23 protein-coding genes are annotated in these 22601 nt (G+C 63.0%); 15 read left to right on the forward strand and 8 right to left on the reverse strand.

What is annotated here, in order from left to right:
- Positions 1 to 51 precede the first annotated feature (51 nt).
- Positions 52 to 723 (reverse strand): transglycosylase family protein, encoded by a 672-nt coding sequence (locus ACWA1U_RS07705; RefSeq protein ID WP_463724742.1) that lies wholly within the window; start codon positions 721 to 723, stop codon positions 52 to 54.
- 401 nt (positions 724 to 1124) lie between these two features.
- Here ACWA1U_RS07705 and ACWA1U_RS07710 point away from each other — a divergent pair, with 401 nt between their 5' ends.
- Positions 1125 to 1541, forward strand: a complete 417-nt coding sequence (locus ACWA1U_RS07710) for an acyl-CoA thioesterase (protein ID WP_463724743.1) — start codon at positions 1125 to 1127, stop codon at positions 1539 to 1541.
- A gap of 49 nt (positions 1542 to 1590) precedes the next feature.
- Here ACWA1U_RS07710 and fdhA read toward each other — a convergent pair whose 3' ends face one another.
- Positions 1591 to 2808 carry a formaldehyde dehydrogenase, glutathione-independent gene (gene fdhA / locus ACWA1U_RS07715; protein ID WP_463724744.1) on the reverse strand — a complete coding sequence of 406 codons (1218 nt, stop codon included), beginning with the start codon at positions 2806 to 2808 and terminating at the stop codon, positions 1591 to 1593.
- 200 nt (positions 2809 to 3008) lie between these two features.
- Between fdhA and ACWA1U_RS07720 the strand changes: the two genes are divergently transcribed.
- The 6 genes from ACWA1U_RS07720 to ACWA1U_RS07745 all read left to right on the forward strand — a co-directional run bounded on the left by ACWA1U_RS07720 (position 3009) and on the right by ACWA1U_RS07745 (position 8371).
- Positions 3009 to 3767, forward strand: coding sequence for an SDR family NAD(P)-dependent oxidoreductase (locus tag ACWA1U_RS07720; RefSeq protein WP_463724970.1), 759 nt, complete (start codon positions 3009 to 3011; stop codon positions 3765 to 3767).
- Positions 3768 to 3888: 121 nt separating this feature from the next.
- Complete coding sequence (locus ACWA1U_RS07725; RefSeq protein ID WP_463724745.1) at positions 3889 to 4116, forward strand: YegP family protein; 228 nt, start codon at positions 3889 to 3891, stop codon at positions 4114 to 4116.
- 48 nt (positions 4117 to 4164) lie between these two features.
- Positions 4165 to 5214 (forward strand): nucleoside hydrolase, encoded by a 1050-nt coding sequence (locus ACWA1U_RS07730; protein ID WP_463724746.1) that lies wholly within the window; start codon positions 4165 to 4167, stop codon positions 5212 to 5214.
- Positions 5215 to 5307: 93 nt separating this feature from the next.
- Positions 5308 to 6162 carry an ECF transporter S component gene (locus ACWA1U_RS07735; RefSeq protein WP_463724747.1) on the forward strand — a complete coding sequence of 285 codons (855 nt, stop codon included), beginning with the start codon at positions 5308 to 5310 and terminating at the stop codon, positions 6160 to 6162.
- Between the two features lie 2 nt (positions 6163 to 6164).
- Positions 6165 to 6917, forward strand: coding sequence for an energy-coupling factor transporter transmembrane component T (locus ACWA1U_RS07740; RefSeq protein ID WP_463724748.1), 753 nt, complete (start codon positions 6165 to 6167; stop codon positions 6915 to 6917).
- Positions 6914 to 8371, forward strand: coding sequence for an ABC transporter ATP-binding protein (locus tag ACWA1U_RS07745; RefSeq protein WP_463724749.1), 1458 nt, complete (start codon positions 6914 to 6916; stop codon positions 8369 to 8371). The genes ACWA1U_RS07740 and ACWA1U_RS07745 overlap by 4 nt, the downstream gene beginning before the upstream one ends.
- Positions 8372 to 8394: 23 nt before the next feature.
- Here the strand turns inward: ACWA1U_RS07745 and ACWA1U_RS07750 are convergent, their stop codons facing one another.
- Positions 8395 to 11637 carry a DEAD/DEAH box helicase gene (locus ACWA1U_RS07750; RefSeq protein ID WP_463724750.1) on the reverse strand — a complete coding sequence of 1081 codons (3243 nt, stop codon included), beginning with the start codon at positions 11635 to 11637 and terminating at the stop codon, positions 8395 to 8397.
- Positions 11638 to 11678: 41 nt separating this feature from the next.
- A complete protein-coding gene (locus ACWA1U_RS07755; RefSeq protein WP_463724751.1) occupies positions 11679 to 12167 on the reverse strand; it encodes a MarR family winged helix-turn-helix transcriptional regulator in 489 nt (162 codons plus the stop codon).
- A gap of 45 nt (positions 12168 to 12212) precedes the next feature.
- On the opposite strand from ACWA1U_RS07755, the gene ACWA1U_RS07760 reads away from it, so the two are divergent.
- A complete protein-coding gene (locus ACWA1U_RS07760) occupies positions 12213 to 13154 on the forward strand; it encodes an EamA family transporter (RefSeq protein ID WP_463724752.1) in 942 nt (313 codons plus the stop codon).
- A 37-nt stretch (positions 13155 to 13191) separates the two neighbouring features.
- Positions 13192 to 13650: a DUF3817 domain-containing protein gene (locus ACWA1U_RS07765; protein WP_463724753.1), complete on the forward strand. Its 459-nt coding sequence runs from the start codon at positions 13192 to 13194 to the stop codon at positions 13648 to 13650.
- Here the strand turns inward: ACWA1U_RS07765 and ACWA1U_RS07770 are convergent.
- The 3 genes from ACWA1U_RS07770 to ACWA1U_RS07780 form a co-directional block, all read right to left on the reverse strand.
- The gene (locus ACWA1U_RS07770; protein WP_463724754.1) at positions 13647 to 15029 is read right to left on the reverse strand and encodes a DUF2254 domain-containing protein; all 1383 of its coding nucleotides are present in this window, start codon (positions 15027 to 15029) and stop codon (positions 13647 to 13649) included. The two genes, ACWA1U_RS07765 and ACWA1U_RS07770, sit on opposite strands and share 4 nt — an antisense overlap.
- A 34-nt stretch (positions 15030 to 15063) precedes the next feature.
- Positions 15064 to 15450 carry a VOC family protein gene (locus ACWA1U_RS07775; RefSeq protein ID WP_463724755.1) on the reverse strand — a complete coding sequence of 129 codons (387 nt, stop codon included), beginning with the start codon at positions 15448 to 15450 and terminating at the stop codon, positions 15064 to 15066.
- 140 nt (positions 15451 to 15590) lie between these two features.
- Positions 15591 to 16640: a sigma-70 family RNA polymerase sigma factor gene (locus tag ACWA1U_RS07780; RefSeq protein WP_463724756.1), complete on the reverse strand. Its 1050-nt coding sequence runs from the start codon at positions 16638 to 16640 to the stop codon at positions 15591 to 15593.
- Between ACWA1U_RS07780 and ACWA1U_RS07785 the strand changes: the two genes are divergently transcribed.
- The 5 genes from ACWA1U_RS07785 (at position 16639) to ACWA1U_RS07805 (ending at position 20183) form a co-directional block, all read left to right on the forward strand.
- A complete protein-coding gene (locus ACWA1U_RS07785) occupies positions 16639 to 17958 on the forward strand; it encodes an FAD-binding oxidoreductase (RefSeq protein ID WP_463724757.1) in 1320 nt (439 codons plus the stop codon). The two genes, ACWA1U_RS07780 and ACWA1U_RS07785, sit on opposite strands and share 2 nt — an antisense overlap.
- A gap of 130 nt (positions 17959 to 18088) precedes the next feature.
- Entirely contained in the window at positions 18089 to 18733 is a 645-nt protein-coding gene (locus ACWA1U_RS07790) for a LysE family translocator (protein ID WP_463724758.1), read from the forward strand.
- 259 nt (positions 18734 to 18992) lie between these two features.
- Entirely contained in the window at positions 18993 to 19280 is a 288-nt protein-coding gene (locus ACWA1U_RS07795; protein WP_463724759.1) for a hypothetical protein, read from the forward strand.
- 16 nt (positions 19281 to 19296) lie between these two features.
- Positions 19297 to 19869 carry an N-acetyltransferase family protein gene (locus ACWA1U_RS07800; RefSeq protein ID WP_463724760.1) on the forward strand — a complete coding sequence of 191 codons (573 nt, stop codon included), beginning with the start codon at positions 19297 to 19299 and terminating at the stop codon, positions 19867 to 19869.
- The gene (locus tag ACWA1U_RS07805; RefSeq protein ID WP_463724761.1) at positions 19866 to 20183 is read left to right on the forward strand and encodes a putative quinol monooxygenase; all 318 of its coding nucleotides are present in this window, start codon (positions 19866 to 19868) and stop codon (positions 20181 to 20183) included. Before ACWA1U_RS07800 ends, ACWA1U_RS07805 begins: the two co-directional genes overlap by 4 nt.
- Positions 20184 to 20189: 6 nt before the next feature.
- On the opposite strand, the gene ACWA1U_RS07810 is transcribed toward ACWA1U_RS07805, so the two are convergent.
- Positions 20190 to 21380, reverse strand: coding sequence for a citrate/2-methylcitrate synthase (locus ACWA1U_RS07810; RefSeq protein WP_463724762.1), 1191 nt, complete (start codon positions 21378 to 21380; stop codon positions 20190 to 20192).
- 77 nt (positions 21381 to 21457) lie between these two features.
- Between ACWA1U_RS07810 and ACWA1U_RS07815 the strand changes: the two genes are divergently transcribed.
- On the forward strand, positions 21458 to 22594 hold the full coding sequence (locus tag ACWA1U_RS07815) for a citrate synthase (protein WP_463724763.1): 1137 nt from the start codon (positions 21458 to 21460) through the stop codon (positions 22592 to 22594).
- Positions 22595 to 22601 lie beyond the last annotated feature (7 nt).

The following is a 22601-nucleotide window of genomic DNA, read 5'->3' on the forward strand; positions in this document are numbered from 1 at the left end:
CGGCCCGCAACGAGTATCCGTTGCGGGGCCGTTCGGTGAAGCTGAACACTATTAGGCAGGCAGCTGCAGAACGTCGCCGGTGAAGATGAGGTCGGCGTGGATGAGGTTGTCCGCATTGAGCTGGTAGAGGGCTTCCCAGCCGCCTTCGACGCCCAGCTTCTCAGCGATGGTGCTGAGGGTGTCGCCGGACTGGATGGTGTAGGTGTCGCCGCTGGCAGCAGGTGCCTCAACAGCAGGAGCCTGTACCTGAACGGGTGCCTGTGCAACAGGAGCCTGAACCTGGACTGGCGCCTGAACAACAGGAGCCTGAACCTGGACCGGAGCCTGAACCTGGACGGGAGCCGGTGCCGGAGCAGCGGGGATTGGGGTCGGGTTGGCGCCGGCGGTCAGGCCGAGCTTGGCCGAGCAAGCGGGCCATGCACCCCAGCCCTGTCCGGCGAGAACGCGCTCGGCAACAGCGATCTGCTGCTCACGGCTGGCGTCCTGTGGTGCACCCTGGCCGCCGAAGCCGGCCCAGGTGGAGGGGGTGAACTGCAGGCCACCGGAGAATCCGTTACCGGTGTTAATGCCCCAGTTGCCGCCGCTTTCGCACTGAGCAAGGGCGTCCCAGGTACTGCCTGGAGCTGCGTTGGCGGCTCCGGCGGAGGCACCGAGGCCGAGGCCGACGAGGGCAGCTGCTGCAAGTCCGCGGCGCGCGTTAAGGCTGATTTTCTGGTTCTTCATGGGGGTACGATGCTCCGAAAGGCCACCTGCACTCGTTCCGTCCCCGGACGTCTTTGCGCCGTTGCTCACCCTTGACTGATCAGTGGGGCTGGTCTTGGTGTCTGCCTGACGAGCAACGTGCGGTGGAGGGGCAGCACCGGGCATTATGCGGCCGGCGTGCTGTGACGCCGGCTTTGTGGTTTCCCTGAACGGGGAGTCTCACGAGAGGATTCCGTGAGAGGTCTATTTACCTACGGTAACGGGTTTCTCAATCGTTGCCAAATCGAGACGTGTTGGTGCTTGACGAAAGAGCGTAAGCGGCTCCACGGCTCAAGTGGTTTAAACCCTGCTTGCCACTGTAGAACATATGCATGGACGCGCACCAGAAAATCACGTGTGAAATTCCCATGCGGTGGAGTGACATGGACGCTTACGGGCACATCAACAACGTTCAGGTTGCCCGGATTCTTGAGGAGGCACGCATCTGCGCCTTCGGGCAACCAGCGGGCACTGGAGAGGTGGGAAACGAGCCGCCGGTTCCGCTGTTTTCCTCGATCGGAGACGGGGTCCAGGCGCTGGTGGTCGAACACCGGATCAGGTACACGGCAACGCTTGACTACCGGAACATACCGTTGCTGGTCGACCTGTGGGTCAGCCGCCTGAAGCCCGCGAGTCTGTCCATTTCCTACCTGCTTCGGGACCCTGTTACCGACCGGGTCTGCGTGAAAGCCGAGACCGTCCTCGCGTTCGTCGCGACCGACACCGGAGCGCTGCAGCGAATCACCGATGAACAAAGGCAAATCCTCGCGCCCCACGTCGCGCAAGGATTGTTCACCTAGCCAGGCGGGGTGGGCCGTATGACAGGAACACCCCGCCTGACGCCGCCAGCTATGCGGCGATGTAGCCGTTAGGGTTCAGCACATACTTCGTGGCAGCGCCCTGGTCGAATTCCTCGTAGCCCTGAGGTGCCTCATCGAGGGGAATAGCCTTGGCATTGACTGCCTTGGCGATCTGCACTCGGTCGTGCAGGATCGCCATCATGAGTCCGCGGTTGTACTTCATCACCGGGCATTGTCCGGTCGTGAAAGACAGCGACTTCGCCCAGCCCGTCCCGAGCGAAAGCGACAGCGATCCCACCTTGGCAGCCTCGTCAACGCCGCCGGGGTCGCCGGTGACATACAGTCCGGGTATCCCGAGAGCTCCACCGGCCGCGGTGATCGACATCAGTGAGTTCAGCACGGTTGCAGGAGCCTCGTGGGAGGCATCGGTCCCGTGCCCGCGTGCCTCAAATCCCACCGCATCGACGGCGCAGTCGACTTCCGGAACACCGAGAATCTGCTCAAGCTGGTCCTTCGGTTCGCCCTTCGAGACGTCGACAGTCTCACAACCGAAGCTGCGCGCCTGTGCCAGCCGTCCCTCGTTGAGATCACCAACGATGACGACGGCGGCACCCAACAATTGCGCGGACACCGCGGCAGCAAGGCCTACAGGCCCGGCTCCCGCGACATACACCGTGCTTCCAACGCCTACGCCGGCGGTATAAGCGCCATGGAATCCCGTGGGAAAGATGTCGGAGAGCATCGTCAGGTCCAGAATCTTCTCCAGGGCCTGGTCCCGGTCCGGGAATTTCAGCAGGTTCCAGTCCGCATAGGGCACCAGGACATACTCGGCCTGGCCGCCTACCCATCCGCCCATATCAACGTAACCGTAGGCGCTGCCGGGCCGGTCCGGGTTGACGTTGAGGCAGATACCGGTCTTGCGCTCCTTGCAGTTGCGGCATCGCCCGCAGGAGATGTTGAACGGCACCGAACAGATGTCGCCCTTCTTGATGAACTCGACATCGCTGCCGACCTCAACCACTTCGCCCGTGATTTCGTGGCCGAGCACCAGGTCCGCCGGAGCCGTGGTTCGTCCACGGACCATGTGCTGGTCGGAACCACAGATATTGGTGGCGACCGTTTTGAGAATGACACCGTGATTTACCTTCCTGCCAACGTTCGCCGGGTTGACTCCCGGGCCGTCCTTCAGCTCGAACGTAGGGTAATCGGTGTCAATAATTTCGACTTTGCCGGGGCCCTTGTAGGCCACAGCCTTGTTTCCTGACATGGCAATCCTTCCGAGTTGGCGGGCGTTCGTCACCGAACGTCCCTTCGAAGGCCTTGGCCGACCCCAGTCATCAGCAGTGGGCCTCGCCGCCAGTCTAGGACTCAAGGAGTCTCACGGCATCAGTTTTCGTTATAATTCCGAAACCGATCCCAGCACCCGCTGAGCGGAAGTGCCTTCCCTCGCTCGCGGAAAAGGAAATGATGTGTGAATACGCGTTGATTACTGGAGCGACCGCCGGGCTCGGTGCAGAGTTTGCCGACCAAATTGCCGCCCGGGGCCACGCTCTCGTCCTGGTTGCACGGGACCGGGACCGGCTTGAGACCAGGGCCGCGCAGCTTCGCTCACGCTGGGGCGTGGAGGTGGAGGTACTGCCGGCTGACCTGCACGACGACGACGGCGTCGCCCGCGTGGTTGCCCGCCTGCAGGATGCGGAGCGGCCGGTTTTCCTGCTCGTCAACAATGCCGGGTACGGCCTGGCCAAATCCTTCGAGCAGAACTCCCTCGCTGAGGAAGTGAACCATGCCGCAATCCACGTCACGGTCCCGCTGGCGCTGACCCATGCGGCGCTGCAGGGAATGCTCGAGAGGGGATCGGGGCAAATTGTGAACGTGGCAAGCGTTGCTGGCTTCACTCCGCGCGGCAGTTATGCGGCTTTGAAGGCTGCCATGATCAATTTCAGCCGCTGGGCCAATATCGCCTACCGCAGGCGCGGGGTGGCGGTGATGGCCCTGTGTCCAGGATTCGTACACACGGAGTTCCACCAGCGCATGGGGATGGACAAGGGATCGGTGCCGCGCTGGATGTGGTTGGAGGCCGGGCTGGTCGTCGAAGCAGCCCTCAAGGACCTGGCTGCAGGGAAGGCCGTTTCGATACCCAGCCGTCGCTACAAAGCGCTGGCATTCATCGCCAGGAACGCGCCGTCGTCGTTGGTGGCAGCGCTGGCAGCACGCGGCCGCTAACCGGAAAACTGGTGTACCTCGGGCAACCTTCTCCAAATCGTGACCATAAATTCCAACTGAATCGTAAGTTCGCTTACTATTATTGACGGAAGTTGAGGCGACCTTACAAGGAGGTAAGCGCATGTCTGGATACTTCAAGCTGGTAGACGCTCACGATCACGGATATCGGCTCAAACTTATGGCAGGAGACGGCTCGCTGATTGCGGTTTCAGCTTTCTTTCCCACCAAGCAAGCGGCCATCAAAGGCATCGACCTGATCCGCGAAATCGCTGGCACTGGACCCGTTGTGGATCACAGCCGCGACGACGTAATAGCTCAGGAAGCCAACAAGGGGCGCCTCAGCGCTTAGCTGCGATCTGCGTCGGCTCGCCCGGGTCTGCCTTGCTACGGTGAGCCTATGATTTCCCAGCCTACAAGGCTCCTTTTGGACGTTGACACCGGAATTGACGACGCCGTGGCCCTCCTTTACCTGCTCGGCGTACCGGGGCTGCATATCGAGGGAATCACGTGCACGGCCGGCAACGTGTCCGCCCGCCAGGTCGCAGCCAATACGCTGGCTCTGCTGGAGCTGGCGGGGGCACCGGAAATTGAGGTAGCAACGGGCAGGGAGACCCCCCTGCAGATTCCCCTTGTCACCACCGAAGAAACCCACGGCGACCAGGGGCTCGGTTATGCCGCGCTGGCGCCTGCTTCACGGTCGGTCTCAAGCCGCTCGGGTGTCGATCTGTGGGTGGAGGCCGCACGGGCTAGTCCCGGTGAAATCACAGGTCTGGTGACAGGTCCGCTCACCAACCTGGCACTGGCTCTCCGGCAGGAACCGGAACTCCCACACCTGCTCAAAGGACTGGTCATCATGGGTGGATCCTTCAACTACCCGGGCAACACCACGCCCGTCGCGGAGTGGAACACGCATGTCGATCCGCACGCTGCCCGAGAGGTGTACGCGGCGTATGAGGGTATGCCGATGGAGAAGTTGCCGATTATCTGCGCACTCGAAACCACCGAACGGATCGAGTGCCGCCCGGAGCACGTTGAGCGATTGGCAGCGGCCGCTGGCGCACCTCCTGAAATGCTCTCAACTCATGACGTTGACGGACTGCGGAGCGACTCCCCGAACCCAGTGATTCAGGTCGTCTCCGACGCGCTCCGCTTTTATATGGAGTTCCACCGCCTCTATAACCAGGGCTACATTGCCCACCTTCACGACCTTTTCGCGGCGATGGTCGCCACCGGTGAAGCTCACTACACCGCACGGGAGGCGCACGTCGACGTCGAAACAGAGTCGGCGTTGACGTTCGCCCAGACTGTGGGCGACTTTGCAGGGTTCCGCAAGCTCGCGCCGAACGCAAGGGTGGTTGTCGGCAATCAACCGGGCGAGGTATTCGAGCTGATGATCGAGCGTATTGCTTACGTCGCTCAGGGAGCAGCCTCCGCCCGGCCCAGGTAGACTGGTGAGCTGCCGGGGGATGCCGCCGGCCAGCGCCGAGGTGACATGAGGTGCGCTCCTTCAGTCAATGCACTTCAGTGCGTAAGGACCGCCATGAATCCCTCCCTGACGCTTCCGTCCCAACCCGGTGCCTCGTCCTCACATCGGTTGCCCATCATCGCGGGCGCCTTACTCATCGCTACCACCTACCTGTATCTCGTTTTGGCGCAACCCACAGAGATTGCCGGCGGAGCCAGTTCCCCTGCAGGCCTGATCTGCCTCCTGGGTTTCCTGGGAGGTGGTGCGCTGCTGGTGGCAGGTATCCTGCCTGGACTGAACACACAGGCACTGGTGCTCATGCCGCTCGGTATCGCCCTGAATATTTCCTTCGGGCAGCTTGCCGGCAGCCTCGGCTTACCGATCTACCTTGATGCCCTTGGTACTGTGCTGGTCGCAGTTCTGGCGGGCCCCGCGGCCGGTGCCGCAACCGGGGTGTTAAGCAACGCCATCTGGGGGCTGTTCAATCCGTTTGCCTTGCCGTTTGCTGCTGGTTCCGCGGCCATCGGCCTGCTGGCCGGATCGGCAGCCCGTTGGGGCATGTTCCGTCGCGTTTATCTGGTTCCTGTTGCCGGGCTGATTACCGGCGTCGTGGGAGGTCTGCTGGCCGCTCCGGTGGCTGCTTTCATGTTCGGCGCAGCCGGCACCGTGGGTACCAACGCCATTGTGGCGGCGTTCCGCGCAATGGGGGATACGTTGCTTGTGGCGGCGACTAAACAGGGGCTAACTTCGGACACCATCGACAAGCTCATTATATTCACTGTGGTGGCGGTGATTGTGTACGCGCTGCCACGCCGTACACGGGAGTCCTTCGGTTTTGTGCGCCGCCACCGGGTGCTTCATCAGCGAGCCTCGGCGGCGCCGGCAGTCAAGCCCAGCCGAGCGGATGAGAGTACCGCCGGAAGGGAGTGAGGGTGCCGGTCCGCCGAATCTGCAACCCGCTTACCGAGTTGGCCGTCGCAGGGCTGCTTGTGGTGCTCGTCCTGGTGATCGATGACTGGAGGTTCTCAGTTGCTGTCCTTCTGCTGGTGGTTGTGCCGGCAGCGGCGTTCTCTGGCCGCGTAGTAAGAATCGCCGTCGTTTTTGGAGTGCTCCTGGGGCCAATGCTTCTCTTTCTCCTACTCCTTCACGGGCTTTTCTACCCGGAAGGGAAGGTGGTGCTGCTCGCTCTGGGCCCCGCCGCCGTCACGGAGGAGGGTCTGCAGTTTGCCTGGTCAATGGGCACCCGTATGGCTGCCTTCACGGGTTTACTCCTCACCGCGGCACTGTCGCTGGACGTTTCCGAGTTGCTGAGCACCCTGACGCACCGCGGTTGGAACCGCAAGCTGGTGTTTGTGCTGGGTGCTTCACTGGGGTTGGCGCCGCTTGTGGCGGAACGGGCTGCCCACATCACCAAGGCCCAGCAGGCGCGCGGACTCGTCATTACCCTCAACCCATTGTCGCGAGTACGTGCGCTCGTGATGGTTGGCCGACCGTTGATCGCAGGCCTGTTGATGGACGCTGCCGACCGGTCCCAGGCACTCGAGGCCCGCGGCTTCGCTGGGTCCAAACCGCGTACCAGTTACCGCGCCGACACGGACACCGCCACACAGCGGGCGGTGCGATGGTCCCTGCTGATCGCCGTCGTCGCCTTCACTATCTGGTGGTACATGGGACGGCCAGCATGATTTCCCTCGATCTTATGAGTTACACATACGACGACGACGACGACGACGACGACGGCGCCTGCCTGGCAGATATTGCCCTCACCGTGGACGCGGGTAAGCGGGTGCTGGTTGTCGGCGCTTCCGGCTCCGGGAAGAGCACGCTTGGGCGGTTGGTTGCCGGCCAATCCGATGGCAGGCAAGGCCACCGGTTTGTCGGAGCCCTGACGCTAGCGGGGGAGCGACTGACCTTTGAGGGAACAGGCTCCGATCCGCGGATTGATCCCGCCGCGTGGGCAGCCCACGTTGGCTATGTCGGACAACGCGTTCAGGCGCAGTTGTCGATGGTTTGTGCAACCGTCGCGGAGGAAATTGCGTTCGGGCTCGCCAACCGCGGGTTTCGGCCCCAACAGATGCGTGAGCTTGTCTCGGATATCGCCGAGCGGATGGGCCTGACTGACCTCCTTGACCGTGACCCTAGGAGGTTGTCAGGCGGCGAGCTGCAGCGCGTCTGCATCGCGGCCGCAATAGTAGGCAAACCGGGTCTGTTGGTGCTGGACGAGCCGTTCAAGGGATTGGACGCGGCAGGGCGGGCGGGGCTGGAAATGCTGCTCGATGGCCTGGTGCAGAACGGAACTGCTGTGCTGCAGTTTGAGCCTGTGATTCCGCCCGGGTTCGGGCCGGGGAACCGGATACTTGAACTCGCTGGTGGAATGGTGACGGCAGTGGATCCTGATTCGCAGGACGCGCGAGCCTATAGCGCAGACGCCCTGGTCCAGAGGTTGGACCCATCGGCTAGCCGGTCCTCGTCGGAAGGGCTGCCCGCCGTAGCGTTGCATGGAGTCGTGTTTGGCTATGGCGAGGACATCCTTCTCTCGATCGGTCAGCTGGAAATTTGCCGGGGAGAGGCTGTAGCAGTGCTCGGCCCCAATGGTTCGGGCAAATCAACGCTTCTCCAGCATCTGAACGGACTGCTGCGGCCTTCAGCGGGGACGGTGCGCGTGAACGGGGAGGATATCCGGGAGCGGACCACCGGGTCGCTTTCTGCCAGCGTTGGTTATCTTTTCCAGGACACCGACCCCCAGCTCTTCGAGCGCACCGCCCTACGGGAGGTGTCCTTCGGTCCACGCGCGGCTGGCGCGCCGTCTAAGCAATCGCAGCAAACCGCGTTGCAGGCGCTGCAGGACGTTGGACTCGCGGACGCGAGTGGGGTCCATCCGCACGATCTCTGCTTCCGTGACCGGCGGCTCCTCGCGCTGGCCTCGTTGATGGCAAGACGACCTGACATTTGGGTGCTCGATGAACCTACAGTGGGCCTGGATGTGCATGGGCTCGAAGTTTTGGCGAAGATGATCCGGCGCCATGCCGAAGCCGGGGGCACCCTGGTGATGGCGACACACGATGTGGCATTTGCCCGCGCTCTCTGTCACCGCAGTCTTCAGTTGGGGGAGACCGGGAGCCTGTTGTTGAGCGATTGACGGAAATCGCGGGGTAGAGCTTTCTAACCGGCCAACAGTTCCCGGATGTCCTCGGCCGTCAGTGCTGAGCTGAAGACGGCGTCGTCGTCCATCACCGAACTGAAAAGCTTGGCTTTCTGCTCCTTGAGCTTCATCACCTTCTCCTCAATGGTGTCCTGCGAGACCATCCGGTACACCATCACGTTTTTGGTCTGCCCGATGCGGTGGGTGCGGTCCACTGCCTGAGATTCGCTCGCAGGGTTCCACCAGGGGTCCAGGAGGAAGCAGTAATCGGCCTCCGTAAGGTTCAGTCCGAACCCGCCTGCCTTCAGGCTGATGAGGAAGACGGGCGCACTGCCGTTTTTGAATGAGTCGATGACTTCGCCGCGTTTGCGGGTAGACCCGTCGAGGTAGACGAACTCGACCCCATGCTGTTCCAGCCGGGCAGCGGCCAGTTTCAGGTAGGACGTGAACTGGCTGAACACCAGCGCTCGATGGCCTTCTGCAACGACGTCCTCGAGTCGCTCAAACAGGACGTCCAACTTCGCCGAGGGGACGCCCTCGTACTGTGGCTCCACCAGCGAAGCGTCCAGCGCAAGCATGCGAAGCAGCGTCAGCGAGCGGAAGACAATCATCCTGTTACGGTCAAGGTCCTCGATCAGTCCAAGCAGCTTCTGCCGCTCCCGCTGCAGGTGGGTCTGGTAGATCTTCCGGTGCGTCGGGTGCAGTTCAACGGCAAGCACCTGTTCCTGCTTCGGCGGAAGGTCAGAGGCGACGGCTTCCTTGGTACGGCGCATCATCAACGGCCGGATTCGACGGCGGAGCCGCTGCAGGCGCTCAGAGCTTCCCTGCTTCTCAATGGGCGTGCGGTACTCCTCGGTGAACGCCCTCGATGACGGAAACAAGCCGGGGGCGGTGATGTTGAACATCGCCCAGAGCTCCATCAGGTTGTTCTCCATGGGCGTTCCGGTGATGGCCAGCTTGAAGGGGGCACCGAATTCCTTGGCGCACCGGTGGATCTTCGCCGCATGATTCTTGACGAACTGCGCCTCGTCGAGAATGAGGCCGGCCCAGCTGACACCTGCGTAGGCGGGGTTGTCCAGCCGGAAGAGCGTGTAGGAGGTTACGACGACGTCGGCCCCCTCGATCTGTTCCGTCAACGGCGTGCGGCTCTTAGCCTGGGTGTCGCCAATGCCGACCACCCGGAGTCCGGGCGTAAACCTCCCTGCCTCGGCCACCCAGTTGGGAACCACAGAGGTGGGCGCCACGACGAGGAAAGGGCGGTCTTCGCCCTGTTCCTTCGCATGGGTCAGCAACGCGAGGGTCTGGAGGGTCTTGCCGAGCCCCATGTCATCGGCCAGTACACCGCCCAACCCGTGGGACCAGAGGAAGACAAGCCAGCTGAAACCTTCGGCCTGGTAAGGGCGGAGCGTCGCGTGCAGACCGGCGGGCAGGGGAGTGGGTTCGAGTTCGGTGAGCTCCAGCAGGCCGGAGACAGCCGAACGCCAGGCCTGCGCCTGTTCGGTCTCTTCAGCGAGATCCTCGAACTCGGCCCAGAGGCTCGCCTGGTAGCGGCTGATCCGCAGGCCCGTCTCCCACTCATTGAGCATCCGGGCCTCATCGATGAGGTCGCGAAGCTGGTCGAAGATGGGCTGATCAAGGGAAAAGTAGGTGTTGTCTACGAGTTTGATCCGCTTATGCCCCTTGGCCAGGGCGGTGAAGATGTGGTCGAACGGGATCTTCCGGCCCTGCACGGTGATGAGGACGCCGAGGTCAAACCAGTCGCGGTCCTCGGTATCCACCGCAGTGACCAGCAGCTGCGGTGCCTCGGTGAGCTCCTCGAAGACCGGCTTGGTTCCCATGATGTCCACCCGGACGGTGTCCAGCCGCTCCAGCCGGGGGAGTGCGGTCTCGGTGAAGTCGACCATTTCCATTCCTGTGAGGGACCGCTCCCTGGCCATCCGGCCGCCCATCGCGTCACGGGCAGCCTGTAGGGCTGTCGACTCGGCCGCGGAGTCGCGGAAGGCGTCGTCGTCGTTCTTGAGCGGTTTACGCGTGGGTGCGTCCCCCGTTCGGTATTCCCAGTCCCAGTGGAGGTTCAGCTGGTCATCGTTGAACGTAGCGGTCAGGACGAGTACGGGAGGCAGTATCTCGGGGAAAGTGACTGAGCCGTCGCTGCTGACCACGTCGATGGATTGCAGCAGCCGGGGGTAGAAACTGATCAGGAATTCCTGCTGTTCGCGCTTTGGGATGCGGACCGGCCGGGTGCGCTCAAGCAGTTCCCGGTTGTGGTCATTGAGCTTTCGGGTTGTGGGGGCGAGGGTGATGACGCCCTCCGATGAGGACGAGTACACACCGTGGTTGGCGATGATGTGGGTGGTTTCGGGTGGATGATTCTCGCCGTCGATGTTGATGGCGGGACAAAGCTGGATGGCATCCCCAGTGGTGGTCGCATCGAGCAGCAGGACGGCGCTGCCCGCCAGCTGTATGCGGATGCTTTTCTTCGAACCGACGAACTCGATGCCGAGCCGTTCCGCCTCGCGCAGCAGTTGCCACAGCAGCGGGTTGCTGAAGTCATCAAGGTACAGCCAGGAGTCATTGTTTCCGAAGTAGGTGACGCCCGTGCCGCGGTGGAGGGCGGGGAATTGGGCGAACCAGCGGTGTTGATCCGGGTCCAGCTTCATGCCGTAGGTCTGGTAGCTGATGTTGCCCCAGGCCAGGTTGTTCTTGACCCAGTTACCCTTGGCGTTACGCACCACCGGGCGGACGCCGAGCTTGAACCCGCGGTAGGCACGCCGCTTGTCCCAGGTTGCGCCGGTGACCGGACGCAGGTCGAACTGGAGCGCTAGCGGTGTGTTCGGGACCGGGGCGAGAGCGCCGTCGTCGTGCTCGTGGCTTGAGATCAGGCCGGACAGGGATTCCTGCCAGCCGGCCGGGCGGGATGCGGTGGGTGGCGCCGTGAGCTCCTGGTTGGCGCGCAGGTTCTCCATGTTGGAACGCAGCGCCACGGCGGCGACGTGCTTGCAGTCCACGCCAATTGGGCAGGAGCACACGCTGTCACGCAAGTGGTACCGGCCGTCACCCTTCAGTGCGAGGTAGAGCTGCGTCCGGTAGGGCGCGGGTGAGCCTCCGATGACGCGCGCGTGAACGGTTTTGGAGTCCGGTTCGAAGGACAGATCCTGGACCAGGGAGTCTTTGGCATAGCCCTGCCCGCGCTGGAAAGCGGCGCCGCCGACCATCCTGATGATGTCGGCGACATCGATCATGGGAAAGGCGGGCTGGGGCATGAATTCATGCTCTCACGGGCGGCTGACAGTTTTGGAAGGCACTATTCACCCAGTTGGAGATCCAGCTTTCTGAGCAGTGCGGCGAGGGCTTCAAGTTCTTTCGGAGACAGGCCCGATAAGAGTTCCCGCTCGGTCTCGACGTGCGTTGGCAGGGCGGCGTCGATCGCGGTCCTGCCCTCTTCTGTGAGGCCGACGACGGTTGCCCGCCCGTCTACTCCGCTCCGGGAGCGCTCGATCAAACCGCGATCTTCCAGTCTGTTGAGCCGCTGGGCCACGGCACTTGAGGTGATCATGGAGCTGGCCGCAAGGTCCTTGGGACTGAGGGTGAAAGGGCTGCCAGCCCTGCGGAGTGTGGCCAGGACGTCAAAGGAGCCCGAATCCAGTCCGTGATTCGTGAAGTTCTGCTCAAGGCGTCTCTCGATCCGTTGTGCGGCACGGGAGACCCTCCCGACCACCTCCATGGGAGAGACGTCAACGTCGGGGCGCTCCCGGGTCCACTGCTGAACTATGTGATCCACGTGATCCTGCATGACTTCACTATAGACAATGACTAAGCACTTAGCTATATTAACTAAGTGCTTAGCAAATATTTCGCCCTTCTTCTCGTTACCGCGCTGGCCCCGGCCATCTGGGGAAGTACGTACCTCGTGACCAGTCAGTGGCTGCCCGCCGATCTGCCGCTGACCGCCGGTGCACTGCGCGCCCTGCCAGCCGGGTTGCTGCTCCTCCTGCTGGTGCGAAAGCTGCCAACCGGTTCCTGGTGGTGGAAATCGCTGGTACTGGGAGCGCTCAACATCGGAGTGTTCTTCGCGCTGCTCTTCATTGCTGCCTACCGGCTGCCCGGGGGAGTCGCGGCAACGGTGGGTGCCATCCAGCCGCTGATTGTCGCGGGGCTGGCAACCCTCATCCTTCATGAGCGGTTGACCCTGCGCGTGATCCTGTCCGGGCTCGCCGGCGTCGTCGGCGTTGCGCTTCTGGTCCTGCAGTCGCAGGCGCGGCTGGACGCCATCGGCCTGGCCGCAGCACTCGGGGGCGCAGTGTCGATGGGCGCCGGCGTCGTTCTCGCGAAAAAGTGGGGGCACACGGAGAAGCCGCTCATCACCACTTCGTGGCAGCTGATCGCAGGAGGGATGCTCCTGGTGCCGCTGGCCCTGTTTGCTGAAGGCGTACCTTCAGCTCTGACGCCCGTCAACGTAGCCGGGTACGCCTACCTCGCCGTTCTCGGGACTGCGCTCGCGTATGTCCTGTGGTTCCGTGGCATTCAGCAGCTTCCCGTGACCGGATCGGTGTTCCTGGGCCTCCTCAGCCCCGTGGTCGCCACCATCCTAGGGTGGGTTGTGCTCGGTGAAGACCTTTCGCTGCTGCAGGGGCTTGGTGCTGTGGTGATCGCCGGTTCGATCGTTTCCGCAGCTCTTCGGATGCACGTACGGAAATCCCCCCGCGGCCGTCCAGTTGCATCTGAGCCCGCGGCTACGGTGCCCGCTTGTGGAGTAAAGGTGGGTACGGCCCTGCGGTAGATTTGAAGCACCGCATCCCACTTAACAGGAGACAGCTATGACACCCCGCACCCTCTTCCGAAGCGTTGCTATCGCGGAGGCTGTGACGTGGGTGCTCCTGCTCGTCGGCATGTACCTGAAGTACATCGCGGAGACCACGGACATCCTCGCTTCGATTGGTGGGGCGCTCCACGGCTTCGTCTTCCTCACCTACCTGGTGAGTACGTCCTTTGTCTGGGTGAACCAGCGCTGGAGCGCCGGAACAGGCGCGCTCGCACTGCTCGCCGGTGTCGTTCCGTTGGCCACTATCCCGTTGGACCTCTGGCTGGAACGCAAGGGAAGGCTCGACGGCGGTTGGCGGCTTGCGCCCGGCAAGGACCGCCCGTCCGGTGCGGCCGAGAAACTGCAGGCGTGGGTCCTGCGCAATCCCCTGGCTGCGGTTCTCGTGGCGATCGTCAGCGTGAGCGTCGTCTTCGCGGTGCTGCTGCTCATCGGCCCGCCGGTTCAGGTGAGCTAGCCGTTCTTCGTCCGGTGCTCCGTGGCATGTGAAGGGTTAGCCCGGATAATCTCGCGGCACTGCTTCTGCAGATCCTCCTGATCCAGTGAATCGAGCTGGCTTCTGCCGACAGCTCTTTCAATGCGTTCGGCTGCCCTGACGATCACCGGGCGGTGGCGGCTCTCCGCATCGTTCCAGCTCACTTCCCGCAGCAGCTCGATGAGCCTGGCCGCGACTTTCTGATCGTCCACGCCGTAGGTGCAGATCTGCGCAACCACCATGTCGAACGGTGCTTCAAAGCCCTGCCGGGGGATCCCGACACGAAAGCGCCCGGCGTCGTCCCGGAAGACCTGGGGTTCCGGCTCCTTTCTCGCCAGTCGGGACAGTACTGCCGATAGGTGTCCGAGCGCATGGATGCAGGTGGTTGGGTCATTCACACTGGGTGAGATTGCACGCACTGCAACGTCGAGGAGCTGCTGCAGGGCCAGGCCGATGTCCTGGACGGAGTTGCGTTCGAAGCCGATGCTCAGGGTGTCGTTCATTGCTTCCTGAATCGCGTCCTGATCCTCATCTGTCCACACGTCCGAATCCCGGCCGTGGCGCCAGATGCTCGCGAACGGCACGCCCTGCACAAGAAACTCGCCCGGTGACCTGCTGAGCGTGATGACCGCGTTGAACTGCTGCGCCACCTGCAGGAGCGCAGGGCCATTGATTTCCACCAGAAATCCGGAAGTTCTCGATCTGACCCGGTGTGCTTCGGCCGGTGCCGTGGGTACGGAGGTGCCGTCGTCGTCGTTCGCGCCAAGCTCATCCACCGTCGCCAGGAAGTCCTCGCGGACATCCTGCAGCATGCGCTCCACGCGAAGCTGTCTCGACAGATGACCCAGGAAGAGAACGAGGCCAATCACCGTGGCGAGTGCGAGCAGGAACGAGAGCGAGACCGCGATCTCGGGGACGAAACCGGTTGACTGGTCATCGGCGTCCCGGATGGTCCTCAGCACAGTCAGCGCGAAGGCGAACGTGAACAGGAAGAGTGCCAGCGTGTTGTGAACGAAGCGGTCACTGGTGAAGGTGCGCAGCAGTCGCGGGGAGTATTGGCTGCTTGCCAACTGGAGTGTCACCACGGTGAGCGAAAAGGTCAGGGACGTGACCGTGATGGTGGACCCCGCGATGGCCTCCATCAGCGAGCGGGCCGCCGAGGGCCCGCCGCCGAAAAGGAAGCCGGACACAGCGGCGGGGAGTTTGTCGTCAACCGCCCGGTCAACCCACGTGATGAACTGCGCGAGGACCACCGAAACGACGACGGCGGCGAGCGGAACCGGCCAGAGCTGGGTATGTATGTAGTCCCGCACCGCCCGTGGAGTGAGGTGAGTGAGGCCGCGCCCGGGTCCGCTTTGCATAGTCGACAATAACAAAGCGGACCCGGGCGGCAACTCAGTTGCTGGCGGCGTCCCCGTAATTCGGCAGCTGCTGAAGCGACCAGGTGTTGCCGTCCGGGTCTGAGAAGTAGACGAACCGTCCCCACTGCTGTTCGTCGACGTCACTGGCGTCTACCCCATTGGCGAGAAGATGCGCCCGTGCCTCATCGGCGTCGGGGATGACCACCTGGAGCCCCTTCTGGGATCCGGTAGCCATTTCGGTGATTCCCTTGCCCAGGACAATGGAGCATGCGGAACCCGGAGGAGTGAGCTGAACGAAGCGCACGTCCTCGCTTACTGTGTGGTCTTGATCGAGTGTGAACCCGACCTGATCTCGGTAGAAAGCGATGGCGCGGTCCGTGTCGCTGACCGGGATGGCTACGAGTTCGATCTTCCAGTTCACTGCTGCTCCTTCTATGGGCGGTGGATACGACAGCACAATAAGACGCATTAAGGACAACTACTGTCCGCTGTAGGGCGATGACTATCGACCTGATCAAGCCGCAGAGAGTACGACGACGACGCGCCTCGCCGTGGCATCGGTCAGCCCGCGAAGAGCCCGAGAGCCTCAAGCGCCGAGGGGTTGCCGACAACTTCGAGAGCACGAATGCGACCGTCTTGGAGGTGGAGAAGATAGGCGGCTTGAGGCAGCCCCCCGGTCACGAAGAGGCCGGTGGGGAGACCATCGATCCGAACGATCTGCACAAGTTGCGCTCGACCAGCGAATATTCGCGCTACCGCGTCGGCTCCCTGGATGCGTTCCCGAAGCAGTGGTGCGCCATGCGCTGCACCTTTTGCGGCGAGCGTTACTGCGGTGGTGTCCGCGCGAAGCTCCACATCGGGGTCGAGGAGTTGCAGGAGGCGACCGAAGTTGCCGCTGCGTGCGGCATTCAGAAACGCATCAAGGGCGGCGTGGTGCTGCTCTTGCACGGATTCGATGTCGACGACGCGGAGTCGCGCTCTGGCTCTGGAGGCAAGTTGTCTGGCGGCATCCGGCGATCGTTCGACGATCGGCGCTATCTCGTCGAAGGGCAACTCGAAGACATCGTGGAGAACCAGACTGAGCCGCTCAAGCGGGCGGAGTGCGCCCAACATCACGCTCAGTGCCAAGCTGATGTCGTCGGCATGCATCACCTGATGCTCGGGGGTATCAGGACCGACCTCCCGGTCGACGTCGACAACGTCTGTGACACCGGCCTCGATTGCAAAGTCCTCTCGGCGAGATTGCTCGTGACGGATTGAATCGATGCAGACTCGGGACACGACGGTCGTGAGCCACGCTTCGAGATTGTCGATGCGCCCAGCTTCAACCCGCTGCAACCGCAGCCAAGTTTCCTGGACCGCATCCTCAGCACTCCACGGGGACCCAAGGGTTCGCTGCGCAATCCGGAGCAGCCGCGGACGATGATGTTCGAATTGGCTCGCTAACTCCTCGAGCGCAGGCTTTCCGCGGGCCTTGGTTGGCATATTTCCCCCCTTGTTTGGCGCCTCGGTCACATTCTCGCGGTGCCATCCGACTTCATAGTAAGCCCTCTGTCGAGGGGGCTGAAGGCACCGGTCGCCGCTCACTCGAATCGTCAGGAGTCCTACCATGTCGACCCTTTCACCCGCCAATGCAGCCCGTCTACGTTCATCGCTCCGGGGCCGAGTATGGCTCCCCGGCGATGACGGATTCGACGAGGCACGCCGTCCCTGGAACCTCGCGATTGAGCAGCAGGTGTGCGCGGTGGTGGAAGCCGCAGACCCTGCCGACGTTGCAGCTCTCGTTCACTTCACATCGGCCGAGGGTATCCCGATCACTGCGCAGCCCAGTGGTCATGGCGCCAGTGGCCGGACGGAAGGCGCGCTTCTTCTTCGAACGACCCTGCTCGACGAGATAGCAATCAATCCGGGCAAGAGAATCGCGCGGGTTGGGGCTGGAGTGAAGTCGGGGGAGCTCCAAAAGGCGGCGGCCGTGCATGGTCTCACGGCGCTGCCCGGGAGCTCGCCTGTGGTTAGTGTGATCGGTGCTGCGTTGGGTGGTGGGCTGTCGTGGTTCGGTAGGGCCTACGGATGGATGGCTGACAGCATCGTCGCCGCAGACATTGCAACGCCGGACGGTCGTATCCGCCGGGTGACCTCAGAAGACGACGCCGAACTGTTGTGGGCGCTTCGGGGTGGCGGTGGTGACCTTGTTATCGTGACGGCCCTTGAGGTCATTCTGCGAGACGCGCCAGCCGTCTTTGGCGGACGGTTACTCTGGTCGGGCATGCACGCCCGCGCGGTCGCGGAGTGTTTCCGCGCGATGACAGCCGAGGCGCCGGACTCGCTAACCTTGTGGCTGGAGCTCCTGAGCTTCCCTGGATCGGACCCGATGGTGGCTATCGACTCGACCTATCTGGGCAAGGAGCAGGCCGCCATAGCCCATATGCGCGCCATCCGGGAACTCCCGCGAACGCTGGCAGACAGCCGAGCGGTGATGAGCGTCGGTGACCTCGGCAGCATTACCAACGAACCCACAGCTCCTGGGTTTGGGCAGTCGCATGGAGAGCTGCTTTCGAGCCTCGACGACAAAGCAATCTCGGCACTCACCAGCGATCCCATCGCTCCACTGATGACAGTGCAGGTGCGCCACCTCGGCGGCGCACTTGCAAGAGCGAGCGACAGCCCTCATGGTTCCATCGGCGCACCATATGCGGCATACATGTTCGGTGTCCCTGCCGACGCTCGAACCTCGGCCGCGATCGCGTCGAAGCAAGCGGGACTTTCGGCTGCACTTCCGACTATGACCAGGAAGCCCATCACATTCCTGAACCCGTCAGAGAATCTTCGCGATGCGCTTCCCCCCGAATCAATTCGACGGCTGCAGCAACTGAAGGCCGTACTTGATCCCGGGAACCTCGTGCGCGGCAACTTCGGCATCCCCACGTGAGCGAACCTCGGCCGGGCAGGCCGCTCCGCCCAAGAATGGCGGTCGGCGGCTTTGGGTCCACCGCTCTATATCGAGTCAGGGATAGTCCGGTTCCGTTGAACCTGCCGGTGTGATGGCAGAGGATGGAACGATGACTACTGGACTGATCTTGGGGTTCCTCGGCGTCGCTGTCCTGGCATACATCACTCCAGGGCCGGATTGGTTCGTGGTGATGCGTCATTCCGTGAGGAACCGCCGCGCCGGTTTTGTCTCGGCTTTAGGTGTTCAAACCGGGCTCATCGTCCACATGCTCGCTGCAGCTCTCGGAGTTGCTGCACTGTTGCTCGCCAGCGCTGCAGCCTTCACCGCCTTGAAGCTCGTGGGTGCTGCTTATCTAATCTTCCTCGGGGTGCAAGCCATGGTGCGCGCCCATCGCCTGGTGAGAAGCACAGATGCTGATATGGCCGAAACAGATCAGTCATTGGGCCTTTGTGCGGTGTATCGGCAGTCGTTTTACGCGAATGTACTCAACCCTAAAGCTGCACTGTTTTTCGCTGCTGTTTTGCCTCAATTCGTCTCACCCTCCTTTCCGATAGCGCCACAAGTGCTTCTCCTCGGAGTGCTCGACATAGTTCTCGGCATCGGGTGGTGGTTGATCTTCGTCTGCGGAATTGGCGAAGTTCGCCAGCTTCTTGGACGTGTCCGTTCACGCGTAGTCATTGACCGCGTTTCAGGTGTTGCACTCATTGGACTCGGGGGCGGACTTGCTCTGGCCGATCCCCCACGGGCCTCATAGCAAGTTTGTTGCTAACTCCTATGTCGCCGCATCTCGAACCATGAGTTCAGAGACGGTGCAGCGGTGGTGCCGCACCCCGAAATGCTGGGTATGGACCGGCCACTGCGGTACCGTCGAACCACCCCGTGAAGGTGCTCCGTCTCCTGAGTAGGTTTGCCTTGAATAGCAAGCTTGCTTATGATTCTGTGTAGTTCAATATCAACGAGTCACCAGCCCGGCATAGGGGAATGCCAGGTGGAAAGTACCTATGGTTCCCTTCATGCAGTCCACCGCTACCCACTCCGACTATGCGGATGCCCTCCGGGTCGAGTCCCCGACGTTCAGCCCTTCCACTGAATTGACGGATTCTGCCCGCCGGATCCATGAACTCGAACGCGTGCGTGTCGAACTCGTTGGAACCCTGCTCGCGGTCCAGCAGTCCTGCTCGCTCAGCGGAGACCAAAACGACGCACAGCGCCTGATTTCCGCAGCTGTCCGCGACCTTGAGGAACACGACTCGGTGCTCTTCGAAGCCCGGACCTTCCACTCCTCGGTGCGGACTCACTGAGTTCACACTCTGACCCTTGATCGGCTTCGCTGAGCTTCGTTCAGAAGCTCACTCCAGCGTTCTGCCGGCGTCTGTGCATGTGCGCATTGCGGAACCAAATGACATCGCCGCAATGCTTTCCCTGCAGCAGGAAGCGGGCCGGCCGGCTCATCCCGGATCCCTACAGGCGGCAATCGAGGACGACGGCAGGCTCGTCGTCGTCGTGTTCGTTGAGGACGAGTTGGTCGGGTGGGCCAAGACCCACCGGTTTGAAACCGACGACGGCGTTGCCCCAGCCGGCGAGTACCTCGGCGGAGTGGAGGTGGCAACAGCCTGGCGCCGCCGCGGTCTCGGGACAGTGCTGACCGATGAGCGCCTGAGGTGGATCGCGGAGCGTGCGGACGCCGCCTGGTACGTAGTTAACGCCAACAACCTTGCCTCCCTGGAACTGCACCGCCGCTGGGGTTTCGCGGAGGTCGCGCGGGGTCCGTCATTCCACGGCACCGCGTTCACTGGCGGCGTGGGTGTCCTCCTCCGCGCGGATCTGACCCGCGGTGTTCGGTTGGAACTGGCAGACTGGGACCATCCCCCGATGAAAGGCAGCCCGTGATCTTCATTGTCGTGAAATTCAACGTCTCACCGGACTGGTCCGACCGCTGGTTGGACCTTACCCGTGAGTTCACCGAAGCTACCCGGAATGAACCCGGGAATCTCTGGTTCGACTGGTCGCGCAGCGTCGAAAACCCGAACGAATTCGTTCTGGTGGAGGCCTTCCAGGATGATGCCGCCGAAGCCCACGTGAAAAGCGATCACTTCCGCAAAGCCATGGAAGACATGCCCCAGGCGCTTGTGGAGACCCCGCAGATCATCAGCGAGAAGATCTCGGCTGACGGCTGGGGTCGCATGGGTGAATTGACCGTCTAAGGCCTTTCAACTGACCGGCCGGCGCCCCACGTAGTTTCCGCTTGGCCGCAGCCTCATCGGCGGCTGCGCGTACTCCTCAAGAATGTGCGCGGTCCAGCCGGCGGTCCGTGCCAGGCCGAAGATGCCGGGACCGGCTTCGGGCACCATTCGCGCACCGATGGCCAGCACCGCCAGTGCCAAGTCGATATTGGGCAGGTGGTCCGTCCGGGAGATGACGACGGCGGCAATACGGTCCGCCACCCGGCCCACCTCGCGGTACCGCGGAGCAGAGCGCATGAGGCCGAGCAGCAGGTGTGCGCGTGGATCCCGACGGGAATAGAGCGGATGGCCGAACCCGGGAATGCCCTGGCCCGCGGAGAGTTGGCGCGAGAGCGCGGCCTCCGGGTTGCCCGAGGAGAGGGCGTCGTCGAGCATCGCCGCCGCCCTCGTGCTCGCATGGCCGTGCATCGAACTGTCGAACGCGCCGAACGCCGCAGTCAACGCCGCGTAAGGGTGGGCACGGGCGGAGGCCGCTACCCGGGCGGCGAGCGTTGACGCCGCGAGGTCATGGTCGGCGAGTAGAACCAGGGCCGCGTTGAGGATGTGGAGGTCCGACGGTTCGGGAGCGTCCGGGCTCAGCCGCGACCACAGCGCCGCGGACAGGGACCCAGCCTTTCTGACCCGCTGCCGGGGAAGGACCTCCACCATGGTGGTGATCGCCCGCGCCGCCAGCGCTCGAACCGTCGGCGGGGCCAGATCCCATTTCACCGGGTCCCGAACGCTCGAGGAGAGCAGGCTTTGCTGGAACCAGTCAATCGGCCTGGCGCCGGCCAAATCCAGATCCCGGAGGGTGGCGACCACCCCGTCGAACGGGACGAAGACAGCCTCGTCGCCCGCCTCCCATAACAACCGTGCCACGTCCTCGAAGCTCTTCTCCCGCGCCAAGCGGGCGGCGGGCTGTCCGCGGAAGTGCAGGCCGTCGTCGTGCAGCAGGGTGATCGACGAATCCACGACCATCAGCGGCGCGCCGGAGACCGGTGCCTCGGCACGACGGCGGCGCCTCCTGGCCATGCTCTCCACCTCCAGTGCGTCGAAGGTGGAAGCGCGGTTCTCCTCCGTCCGTTCGCTGCGTAGAAGACCGCGGGACACGTAGGAGTAGAGCGTGGCGGTCTTCACTCCCAGGCGGGCTGCGGCCTGAGCAGCGGTCAGGCGCTCCATGTTGATCCGATCAATGTTGATTACCTGCGGGTCAATGTGAGTGCTGCAATGGTAGCAACGTTCCGAAAGGGGTCCAGATGCTCACCGCAGACCGAACCGACAACACCCTGATCGATGTTCCGCGCGGCTTGGCAAACGTGGTCGTCGCCGAAACCGAACTCGGCGAAGTTCGTGGCCAGGAAGGCTTCTACACGTACCGGCAGTACTCCGCCGTGGAGCTTGCACGGTCACGCACTGTGGAGGAGGTGTGGCACCTCCTGCTGAGCGGAGAGTTGCCGACGGAAGCACCCAGCCAGCCGATGACGGCGGTCTCACCTGCTGTGCGTGAGGCGCTTCCGATCATCGCCAGGACCAACGGGTCTGATGCGCTTGCCGGGCTCCGCACAGCCCTTGCCCTCGAGGGAGCAGCGTCGGGCGCGCGGCCGCTCTACGACCTGACGCCGGGGGAGCGGCGGGACGAACTTGTCCGGCTCGCCGGCGTCGTACCGTTCCTCAATGCCGCGTTGTTCCGCCTGGGCGCTGGGCTTGAGCCCGTCGAGCCGGACCCGGCGCGGGGTTACGTCGAGAACTACCTCTGGATGATCACTGGCGTGGTGCCATCCAAGCAGCACGTGAATGCCCTCAATTCCTACATGGTGGCTGCCCTGGACCATGGCTTCAACGCCTCCACTTTTACGGCTCGGGTCATCGCGTCGACAGGGGCCGACTCCGCGTCCTGCCTGGTCGGGGCCCTCGGCGCACTGTCCGGACCCCTTCACGGCGGGGCTCCCGGGCGGGTGCTGGAGATGCTCGACGCCATCGGCTCGGTGAGGAGTATCGACGCCTGGGTAACCGGGCAGATCGAGTCCGGGCGTCGCATCATGGGCTTCGGTCATGCTGTTTACCGCACGGAGGATCCGCGTTCACGGTTGCTCAAGGAGGTCGCCCAGGAGCTTGGCGGCCCGCGTGTCGAGTTCGCGCTCGCTGTGGAGGCGAGGATCCCTGTTTTGCTGACAGAGCTGAAACCCGGCTGGCAACTCCACACGAACCTGGAGTTCTACGCCGCCGTCGTCATGGAAGCCGTCGGTCTTGATCGCGCCCTGTTTACCCCGACCTTCGCGGCAGCGCGAGTGCTCGGTTGGACCGCCAACATTCTCGAACAGAGCAAGGATCCGAAGATCATCCGTCCGGCAGCCCGCTATATAGGGCCAAAGGCGCCGGTCCCCGTGCCGTGACTTGCCG

The sequence above is a fragment of the Arthrobacter sp. TRD_SC_6 genome, assembly GCF_055361185.1.

Excerpts from the sequence above, each read along its gene's own strand:
- ACWA1U_RS07755 (WP_463724751.1), bottom strand. The coding sequence starts at position 12,167 with ATGCAGGATCACGTGGATCACATAGTTCAGCAGTGGACCCGGGAGCGC.
- ACWA1U_RS07750 (WP_463724750.1), bottom strand. The coding sequence starts at position 11,637 with ATGCCCCAGCCCGCCTTTCCCATGATCGATGTCGCCGACATCATCAGG.
- ACWA1U_RS07795 (WP_463724759.1), top strand. The coding sequence starts at position 18,993 with ATGCAGTCCACCGCTACCCACTCCGACTATGCGGATGCCCTCCGGGTC.
- ACWA1U_RS07730 (WP_463724746.1), top strand. The coding sequence starts at position 4,165 with ATGATTTCCCAGCCTACAAGGCTCCTTTTGGACGTTGACACCGGAATT.
- ACWA1U_RS07790 (WP_463724758.1), top strand. The coding sequence starts at position 18,089 with ATGACTACTGGACTGATCTTGGGGTTCCTCGGCGTCGCTGTCCTGGCA.
- ACWA1U_RS07710 (WP_463724743.1), top strand. The coding sequence starts at position 1,125 with ATGGACGCTTACGGGCACATCAACAACGTTCAGGTTGCCCGGATTCTT.
- ACWA1U_RS07765 (WP_463724753.1), top strand. The coding sequence starts at position 13,192 with ATGACACCCCGCACCCTCTTCCGAAGCGTTGCTATCGCGGAGGCTGTG.
- ACWA1U_RS07770 (WP_463724754.1), bottom strand. The coding sequence starts at position 15,029 with ATGCAAAGCGGACCCGGGCGCGGCCTCACTCACCTCACTCCACGGGCG.
- fdhA (WP_463724744.1), bottom strand. The coding sequence starts at position 2,808 with ATGTCAGGAAACAAGGCTGTGGCCTACAAGGGCCCCGGCAAAGTCGAA.
- ACWA1U_RS07815 (WP_463724763.1), top strand. The coding sequence starts at position 21,458 with ATGCTCACCGCAGACCGAACCGACAACACCCTGATCGATGTTCCGCGC.
- ACWA1U_RS07705 (WP_463724742.1), bottom strand. The coding sequence starts at position 723 with ATGAAGAACCAGAAAATCAGCCTTAACGCGCGCCGCGGACTTGCAGCA.
- ACWA1U_RS07810 (WP_463724762.1), bottom strand. The coding sequence starts at position 21,380 with ATGGAGCGCCTGACCGCTGCTCAGGCCGCAGCCCGCCTGGGAGTGAAG.
- ACWA1U_RS07780 (WP_463724756.1), bottom strand. The coding sequence starts at position 16,640 with ATGGTAGGACTCCTGACGATTCGAGTGAGCGGCGACCGGTGCCTTCAG.
- ACWA1U_RS07720 (WP_463724970.1), top strand. The coding sequence starts at position 3,009 with ATGTGTGAATACGCGTTGATTACTGGAGCGACCGCCGGGCTCGGTGCA.
- ACWA1U_RS07785 (WP_463724757.1), top strand. The coding sequence starts at position 16,639 with ATGTCGACCCTTTCACCCGCCAATGCAGCCCGTCTACGTTCATCGCTC.
- ACWA1U_RS07725 (WP_463724745.1), top strand. The coding sequence starts at position 3,889 with ATGTCTGGATACTTCAAGCTGGTAGACGCTCACGATCACGGATATCGG.
- ACWA1U_RS07735 (WP_463724747.1), top strand. The coding sequence starts at position 5,308 with ATGAATCCCTCCCTGACGCTTCCGTCCCAACCCGGTGCCTCGTCCTCA.
- ACWA1U_RS07745 (WP_463724749.1), top strand. The coding sequence starts at position 6,914 with ATGATTTCCCTCGATCTTATGAGTTACACATACGACGACGACGACGAC.